An 8,685-nucleotide genomic window follows, 5' to 3' on the forward strand; every position below is an offset into this window, starting at 1 on the left:
AGGGCACCAGCTCTCCCTTTTGCATTTTAGGGCCACGCACTCATCTCGCATCCTAACAAACGCGCGAACGGGCAATTAACCCGCAAGGCCCATAGTGTTCGCAACCATAATAAGGCTGAGGGTTTCATGGCTCCTAACATCGCCATTATCGGGGCTGGCCCAACCGGGCTCACTGCTGCGATTGAGCTCAAGCGTCGCGGCATAATTCCAACTATATTTGAAGCACGCAACTGTCTGGGTGGACAGTGGGCCTATGAGGTTCTCACAGACGAACCCGTTGATGTGCGCGATCCGCAAAGCCAAAGCGTCTATTCTGCAATGTACCCCAAGCTTTGGGCCAACCTGCCCAAACGCGCCATGCAAATCAGCGATTACAAGCTGCCGGAAGACTTGCAATTGTTTCCGGGCCGCGTGGATGTGCTGGATTACATTGACGCCACCGCCAGAGAAGCAGGTATCCAGCCGCTCATCGAGTTCAACACACCGGTCAAGCATGTTGCCAAGGCCGGTGATGGTTGGCGTGTGAGCACTGAAGGCACCGAAAAGATCTTCACGCATGTGATTGTCGCAACCGGTAAGGACAGCTACCCCAACATTCCCAAGATCGAAGGACTGGATAGTTTCGAAGGACCAGTCACTCATTCGCAGTCTTACCGCCTGCCGAACCTTTATGAAGGCAAGCGCGTTGTTTTGATTGGAGCCTGCGTTTCCTCAGAGGACATATCGCTGGACCTGAGCCCACATGCCGAGCAGGTGTATATCTGCGGTACGTTCCCACCAAACGGTCACAAATGCTATGTGCGCGACGGGCTTTACGGGGAGGGGCTCAATATCAGCCAGCATGCACGGCCAGAGCGCATTGAAGGACGTAAAGTCTACCTGCAAAACGGGGAAGTCCTGCACAACGTGGATGATATCATCCTGTGTACGGGATACATCTACAACTTCCCGTTCCTGAAAGGTTCTCTGGATGACATTGAACTGAGCGGGTGCTCCATGGGACCGCTGTATCTGAACATGTTTTACCCACCAGACCCGACCCTTATTTTCCTTGGTCTGCCGCGGTTCACCGTCCACTTCGCCAACATTCATCTGCAAAGCATTTATTGCGCAAAGATCTTAAGCGGAGAATTGGATCTACCGCCTGCCAATGAGATCAACAGGGAAATCACCAATGGTGGCTGTGTCCTGCAAAAGAACCCTGCCAATCTGGAAGAGTACCACAACAGCGTGTTCGAGAGCTTTACCAGACTGAGCGACATGACCGGAGAGCCTGACCTGGATTGGAGGACCTTTTTAAACACGCTCAACGATCATAAACGCCAGTATCAGCAAAACTACCGTCTTCATCCCTTCACCTACGACCTGAAGGAATAGAGCAGAAACGGCCGTTCTGATCTGCTGCACACATTGCAACTCACCTCTTGCCTTTATGCGATTCGTATACGATATGTATATTAATCATATAAAGGATCATTTCCATGGGCATTGTAAAAATCTCTGATGACCTGCATGAGGAAATCAGAAAAGCGAGCACGGTCATGTCTCGCTCCATCAACGCGCAAGCAGAATTCTGGATCAAAATGGGTATGCTGGCAGAGTTGAACCCAACACTGAGCTACACAGAACTGGTTCAACAACAGCTCAAAGCTTGCAAGGTCGCTCCCCCAGAGGTGATCGAGACATGAGTGCGATCATCATCAAAAACGCCGATGAAATCGCCCTGATGCGCCAGTCCGGCAAACTTCTCGCGCAAGTCTTCAAAATGCTTGAAGACATTGTGAAGCCCGGTGTCTCTACACTTGAGATCAATGACCGGGTAGAAGATTACATCGTCAACCAACTGCAAGCCCGCCCAGCCAGCAAAGGCCAGTACGGCTATAAGTTCGCGCTCAACTCATCCATCAATGAAGTTGTTTGCCATGGCATACCTGATCAAAACCGCAAGCTGACAGCCTCAGATATCATCAATGTAGATATTACATTGGAGAAGGATGGCTTCATCGCAGATTCCAGCACCACCTTTGTGATGCCCGGCGCCTCCCGCAAAACACAAAAGCTGGTCAAGACCACTTACAAGGCCATGTGGGCCGGCATCAAGGAAGTCCGCCCCGGCGCAAAACTGGGCGATGTGGGAGCAGCCATCCAACAACTGGCGGAAAAGGCCGGCTACTCAATCGTGCGTGATTACTGCGGCCACGGCATTGGCCGCGACATGCACGAAGGCCCTTCCGTGATGCACTTTGGCAAACGCGGCACTGGCGTTGTGCTGAAAGAGGGCATGACCTTCACCATCGAGCCCATGGTCAATGCAGGTACCGACCTCACCGTCACCAAAGAAGACGGCTGGACCGTAGAAACCCTCGACCGCAAACCCTCAGCCCAATGGGAACACACCGTATTGGTGACAAGCGACGGCTTTGAAGTACTGACACTGCGGGATGGGGAGAAGGTGCCTGAGTAGGAAGAGCTGGGCTCTCTCATTCCCCCTATGGCAGTTCTCAAAAGAAATCGAAACGTCCCTACAAGCATTGCTCACCTGCGGGGACGTTTTGGAATGTCAGAGAACCGCTAGCCTATGCCAGCTCTGGCTCTGCTTTGGCTCGCTGTGTTGCATGAAGAGTACTGCGTTTGTATTGCTGCCAGTCCTCGGCGTAATCGCAGTCCAGATACTCTTCGAAATAAGGTCCGCCATAGGTGTAGTGAACAAGAGCAGCCTCTGGGTCGTATGGATAATCTTCAACCAGATGGTTCCAGACAAGCGGCAGAGAGCCTATCTGCTTGTCATCTCCAAGCCATTTGAACTGGTGCAGTTCGAGGCCTGACCGAGTGTTTACATATTCTGGCGTTAGCGCTTTGCACTTGGCATTATTGAACATCATAACACTCGACCAGTTCTTCTTTTCATATTTGGACTGGACGTTATTGAGGAACTTCGTATCACTCACTGGCGTGTAATCATGCTTGCAACACATCACTGCGTAGTCGTCATCACGCATGTTCCAGAGCTCTGCGATATCTTTTCGCACGATCATGTCGCAATCCATAAAGATCGACCAGCCTTCATAATTGGACAAATACGGCGCTAGAAATCGGCTGAATGAGAACTCGGTGGATTGAAGAGGATGCTTCTCACGCTTGAAGATACTGCGTACATTGTTCAGAGCGATGGGCGTGATGGAAAGTGGGAGGGATGAGTTCTCGATTATGCTTTGAACAAGCACATGATAGGCAATCGTTTCATTGGAATCATAACCAATGAATATCCGAACACTCTCTGTCATTTTAAGCACCACCACTTTGTTGAGAAAATAAATTTCACAAACTTGATGGTGCAATTTGAATGGAAAATGTCAGACTAATAAATCCGCGAGTTCTTGCTGTGTTTTAATGCGTTGTCATATTCCATAGGTTATTGATATATTTTAATAATTCTAAGATCATGCATAACTGCAAAGCAATCACTCATATTTCCATCTTTGCTCAATTCATTAGTTTAGTTAATTATTCGCAGTGCATTGCAAAGTTAGGTTGCTGTCACTGACGCATACCGTTCCAAATAAATATTCAATGCCGGTATCGCTCTTCAGCCTCATAATAAACATCGAAACCGACAGCCTTTTGCAGGTCTTCAAAGGTCATGGCAGGGTCAGGGAAGATGCCTTGTTTCATCTTATCCAAGGCCTCCTGCTGCGCTTTGATCATACCCATCAGGCCGGTAAACGGATAGGTTGAGATGGCGAAACCAAGCTCCTGAAGCTCAGCTGGTTGAAGGAACGGCGTTAGTCCGCCCTCCAGCATGTTTGCCATTTTAGGACCTTCAACTTCATCACAGTAGCGTTTCATTTCTTCAATGGTCCGCGGCGCTTCCACAAAGGTCATGTCAGCACCGATTTCCCGGAAGGTTTTGGCGCGCTCTATGGCTTCATCTAATCCATGCTCAGCGCGGGCATCTGTGCGGGCAAGCACCAGGATTTCTGCGCCTTCGTTCTTCGCATCTACAGCCGCCCGAATGCGCATGAAGGCTTCCTCACGATCCACCACGTGTTTGCCTTTCGTGTGACCGCAGCGTTTGGGCGCCAACTGATCTTCAATCATCACACAGGCCATACCGGCATTGGCATAGCCCTTGACTGTGCGTTTGACGTTGAGAGCGTTTCCATAACCTGTATCACCATCCCCAATCACAGGAATGTCGGTCGCACCGGCAATATTACGAGCTTGATCAACCATTTCTGCATAGGAGATGAGGCCCGCATCCGGTTGTCCGAGACGAGCCGCGGAAACACCAAACCCACTCATGAAGGCGAGAGGGAAACCGGCTTGCTCGATCAGGCGAGCGGAGAGGGCATCCCAGCAACAAGGCGTTACATTCAGTTTGCCGCTTTCGAACAGATCTTTAAGCACCTGAGCTTTTGACATTTTTATGTGCCCATCTTCTATGTGTTATAAGGGATATACAGGGCAAGCCCTTGCCAAAAGTAAAGCAGGGCGGCAGTTGCCAGCATCATGAGTGCAAACGGCCACGCACCTTTGGCGACCTCTGACAATTTCGCCCCGCCAACAGCTTGAATAATAAAGAGGTTCATTCCCACGGGTGGTGTAATCAGCGCAGTCTCGATGAGCACCACGAAAAAGATGCCAAACCAGATCGGATCAATGGACATTCCCACTAGCGCAGGAAACAGGACTGGCACCATGATCAGCAACATGCTGAGGGATTCCAGAAAGAAGCCAACGATCAGCAACACCAGACCAACGGCGAGAATAAACAGGCCCGGCTCAGAGATGTTGGTGGTGAGCAGTGTGGAGATATCCTGCGGCAAACGATAAAGAGTGATGGCGTAGGAGAAGACCTTTGCCCCCGCAATGATGAGGAACACCATGGTGGTGGTCTTCATGGATTTATAGGTGGCTTCCTTCATCTTCTCCCAGTTCATCCGCCCCATGGCGAATGTGATGAGAAGCGCCATAACAAAGCCAATGCCAGCACTTTCAGAAGGTGTGGCGATGCCCATGTAGATGGACCCGATGATGGATCCAGCCAGCAGCACGGTCGGCAGAGCCATGAAGGTCGCACGTCTGCGTTCTGCCCAGCTCGCTTTCTCAATGCGCTCGTAATTGCTGTTAAAGCGCGAGTAGAGCATGCCGTAGATGATGAACACGCTAGCTAGGAAAAGGCCGGGCCCAATACCTGCAAGGAACAGCTTCGGGATCGAGCTTTCGGTTACAATGCCGTAAAGGATCAGTGGGATAGACGGCGGAATGAGGATACCCAGCGTTCCACCAGCGGCCAGCATACCCAGCACAAACGGGCGCTCATATCCCCGCGAGGTCATCTCGGGGATCGCCACCGTCGCGATGGTTGCAGCAGTCGCCACGGAAGAGCCCGAAACGGCAGAAAACAGGCCACAAGACAGAATAGTTGCGACACCAAGTCCGCCTGGCCAGTGACCGACCCAGCTTTGCACAGCTGCAAACAAGTCTTTGCCAACCCCACCTTTCAGCAACACGTTGGACATGAGCAGGAACATGGGCACGGCTAGCAGCTCAAAACTGTCCATGGAGCCATAAAGGCGCTGGGGGACGGCATTCAGTGGCAGCGGGAAGTACCAGAGCAAGAAAACGCCTAGCGAGCCAAGCGCAAATGCGACCGGGACACGGAGAACAAGAAGCAGCAGCAGGGCTGCGAGAATGAGAAACGCAGTCATGTGTAGCCCCTAAATCTCATGTTGCAAGGTGTCATCAGCAGGCACCCCGTCACGCCAAATCTTTACAGCCTCGGCCATGGATTGCAGGCCCAGTAAAGCAAAGCCAACCCAGACTGAGGCATGCGTGAACCACTTGGGCAGAGCAAGATAAGTATCAGTGGTGTGACCGCGCAAAGTGGACTTGAGCCAGAGACCATAACCGTACCAGACCGCTGTTATGCAGAAGATCAGGATCACCAGAATGGAGAAGGTCTCAACCACCTTGCGCAGCACCGTATCAGGGCGTCGGAAGGCCACATCAATGACGATCATCTCGCGGTGCTTCAGCGCAAAAGCACCTGCCAGATATGCTCCCCAGATCTGGCCAATACGCGAGACTTCATCCACCCACACAGTCGGGCTGTTGAAGACGTACCGAGAGACGACTTCGTAACAGATGAAGAAACCAATTGCGAAAAACACCCAGGCAGCCAACTTGCCGGTGAATTCGGAAATATGATCGATGAGCTTAATCACGGCTGAACACCAAATGGATTTTCCGGAGAGCAGACACGCACTGTTTTGAGTGATCATTATGTGCAGTCGGCTCCCTCAAAATAAAGGGGATCCTAAAACAGGATGGGCAGAAAAGGAGCCTAATGGCTCCCTTTCCAAATCAAGTTGAAGATCTGAGCAGGTGATCCTGCTAGCAGACCTTACATGCCTTTTGCAGCATCAATGGCTTGTTGACCAACAGGTCCAGCCGCTTCTACAAAACGGTCCTGAACAGAAGCTGTTGCTTCCACCCACTTCGCGCGCTCTTCATCGCTGAGGCGGATCACGTTGATCTTATCCTTGACGCTTTCAACCAAGGCGTCCTCACCGGAATACACCTGATCACGCAGCTGTTTTTCAACTGTGGCTGCCGCATCCAGAATAATCTGCTGGTTTTCAGCTGAAAGGCCCTCAAAGAACTCGTTGTTGATCACAGCAACAAACTCAATGGCGAAATCATAGGAGAGTGTCATGTTCTCCATAACTTCATAGAGCTTGCGACTGGTAACGCCGGAGGTGCCGGTCATGCCCACATCAACAGCGCCTTGCTGATAGGCGAGGAACTGTTTCGACCCGGACATCAGAGTTGGTGCACCGCCGAGAGCTTCGACAGTCCAGCCCAAAACCTTACCGTAGGTACGAACCTTTTCGCCCTTTATGTCCTCAGGGGTTCTGATCGGATCACCGTTGTTGAGGTAAATGTTACGACCATAAGCCTGCCACCACAAAACGCGGGCACCGGTTTCTTCCAGTACGGCTTTATCGAGAATCTCACGCATCGGCGAGCCGTTGGCAGCAGCAGCCCTCAGGTGGTCTTCATCACGGAAGAAGAACGGCAGGTTGACGATTTCAACGGCAGGAACGGAGCCTGCAAAGCGGCCAAGAAACGCTGAGCCAGCTTCAATCGCTCCAGAACCAACCGCTTCCGGAACCTCCTTGTCCTTAAACAGCTGCGCAGACGGGAACAGCTGAAGACTCAGCTCACCACCCGATTTTTCTTCAATAATTTCCTTGAAGGCATTCCAGTTTTGACCAAGACTATGGCTTTCAGGTAGCTGTAAAGTAACGCGAATTGTATCTGCAGCCATCGCGGTGGCGCATGACAAGGATAGTGCAGCTGCACCCAGCATTGAAATTAGTTTTACTCTCATTGGTGTCCCTCTCCCAAAACAAATCTCTTGAAATATGTGGTGTATTAGAGAGTGTTTTTTGAGGAAGTACAGGCCGTTATTGCTGAGAAAATGTAATTATATTGTCTGGATCTCTCAATTCCTGCTGGCAAGAAAGGTGTCTCTTGTCTGCGAAACCTTTCGGCGAACTCCCAGTGACCGTTACGTTCCTGTGACCTCTAACAGGGATCACATCTGACCAATTTCTCTGAAAATCACGTTTCGACTGCCGCAAAACATTTCGGCAAATTCAAACGAAAGGAGCCCGAGTTATAAACATGACGTGCACGGCACAGCTCGCACGACAGCGTTGCTCCCTGCATATTCAGCGATCTTTGCCCTTGATTTTAGGGAGATGAAGCCAACCCGCACACGTGCTTATCTAGCGTGTGTTTGGACTGCGCATTGTGACCACTTGAAAGAACGTGGGCTAATCATGCAGGATTTTCGTCAATCGCAGAAGGCGAGGTCATCAGTCTGTACCAATCGGATGCTACCTCATCCAGACATGGGTGAGTCGGCGGGAAGGGCGATTTCGTGGGTAAAGTTATGGTACTGGGCGGCGACGGCTTTTGCGGCTGGCCCACGAGTCTGTTGTTCTCCAGCCTTGGCCACGATACCGTCATTGTCGATAATCTCTCTCACCGCAAGATCGACGTTGAGCTTGAGGTTTCCTCTCTCACTCCCATTGAGCCGATCAGCGAACGGCTGGCAACATGGGAAGAGCTGACGGGCAACACCATTCGTTTTGCCAATATAACGCTTGGCACAGATTATGACCGCCTGTTGCAGTTGTTGAAGCACGAGAAGCCGGATGCAATCATCCACTTTGCAGAACAACGAGCAGCGCCGTACTCCATGAAGTCTTCCTGGCACCGGCGCTACACGGTTTCAAACAATCTCAACGCGACCAATGATGTGCTCTCTGCAATTGTTGAAGCGGAGCTGGATACTCACCTTGTGCATCTCGGTACCATGGGGGTTTATGGATACAGCACGGTGGGCTGCGAAATCCCCGAGGGATACTTGCGGGTTCATCTGGATGTGAACGGAGGTATGCGCGAGCAGGAGATCCTTTATCCCACAAACCCCGGTTCCATCTACCACATGACGAAGTCGCAGGATCAGCTGTTCTTCCAGTTCTACGCCAAGAATTATGGATTGCGAATAACCGATCTGCATCAGGGCATCGTCTGGGGCACACAGACCGAGCAGACCTCATTGGACGAGCGGCTCATCAATCGTTTTGATTATGACGGCGACTACGGCAC

Annotated in this window: 9 protein-coding genes; 4 read left to right on the plus strand and 5 right to left on the minus strand. The window is 51.3% G+C overall.

The window, feature by feature from the left end; genetic code table 11:
* The first annotated feature begins 126 nt into the window (after positions 1-126).
* From PPL9_RS03485 to map, 3 genes are all read left to right on the plus strand, one after another.
* Complete coding sequence (locus PPL9_RS03485; RefSeq protein ID WP_057461351.1) at positions 127-1,377, plus strand: NAD(P)-binding domain-containing protein; 1,251 nt, start codon at positions 127-129, stop codon at positions 1,375-1,377.
* Between the two features lie 104 nt (positions 1,378-1,481).
* Positions 1,482-1,688, plus strand: coding sequence for a ParD-like family protein (locus PPL9_RS03490; RefSeq protein ID WP_057461352.1), 207 nt, complete (start codon positions 1,482-1,484; stop codon positions 1,686-1,688).
* Positions 1,685-2,464, plus strand: coding sequence for a type I methionyl aminopeptidase (map, locus tag PPL9_RS03495; protein ID WP_057461353.1), 780 nt, complete (start codon positions 1,685-1,687; stop codon positions 2,462-2,464). The genes PPL9_RS03490 and map overlap by 4 nt, the downstream gene beginning before the upstream one ends.
* Before the next feature lie 112 nt (positions 2,465-2,576).
* Here the strand turns inward: map and PPL9_RS03500 are convergent, their stop codons facing one another.
* The 5 genes from PPL9_RS03500 to dctP form a co-directional block, all read right to left on the minus strand.
* The gene (locus PPL9_RS03500; protein ID WP_057461354.1) at positions 2,577-3,284 is read right to left on the minus strand and encodes a glycosyltransferase; all 708 of its coding nucleotides are present in this window, start codon (positions 3,282-3,284) and stop codon (positions 2,577-2,579) included.
* Positions 3,285-3,567: 283 nt separating this feature from the next.
* Positions 3,568-4,422, minus strand: coding sequence for an isocitrate lyase/PEP mutase family protein (locus PPL9_RS03505; protein ID WP_057461355.1), 855 nt, complete (start codon positions 4,420-4,422; stop codon positions 3,568-3,570).
* 17 nt (positions 4,423-4,439) lie between these two features.
* Positions 4,440-5,711, minus strand: a complete 1,272-nt coding sequence (locus PPL9_RS03510) for a TRAP transporter large permease subunit (protein ID WP_057461356.1) — start codon at positions 5,709-5,711, stop codon at positions 4,440-4,442.
* A 9-nt stretch (positions 5,712-5,720) separates the two neighbouring features.
* The gene (locus tag PPL9_RS03515) at positions 5,721-6,227 is read right to left on the minus strand and encodes a TRAP transporter small permease (RefSeq protein ID WP_057461454.1); all 507 of its coding nucleotides are present in this window, start codon (positions 6,225-6,227) and stop codon (positions 5,721-5,723) included.
* Positions 6,228-6,406: 179 nt separating this feature from the next.
* On the minus strand, positions 6,407-7,396 hold the full coding sequence (gene dctP / locus PPL9_RS03520) for a TRAP transporter substrate-binding protein DctP (RefSeq protein WP_057461357.1): 990 nt from the start codon (positions 7,394-7,396) through the stop codon (positions 6,407-6,409).
* A 567-nt stretch (positions 7,397-7,963) separates the two neighbouring features.
* Between dctP and PPL9_RS34070 the strand changes: the two genes are divergently transcribed.
* Positions 7,964-8,685: NAD-dependent epimerase/dehydratase family protein (locus PPL9_RS34070; protein WP_244273342.1), on the plus strand; the 722-nt coding region annotated here is incomplete at its 3' end.

This window comes from Pseudovibrio sp. POLY-S9, assembly GCF_001431305.1.
GTDB lineage: Bacteria > Pseudomonadota > Alphaproteobacteria > Rhizobiales > Stappiaceae > Pseudovibrio.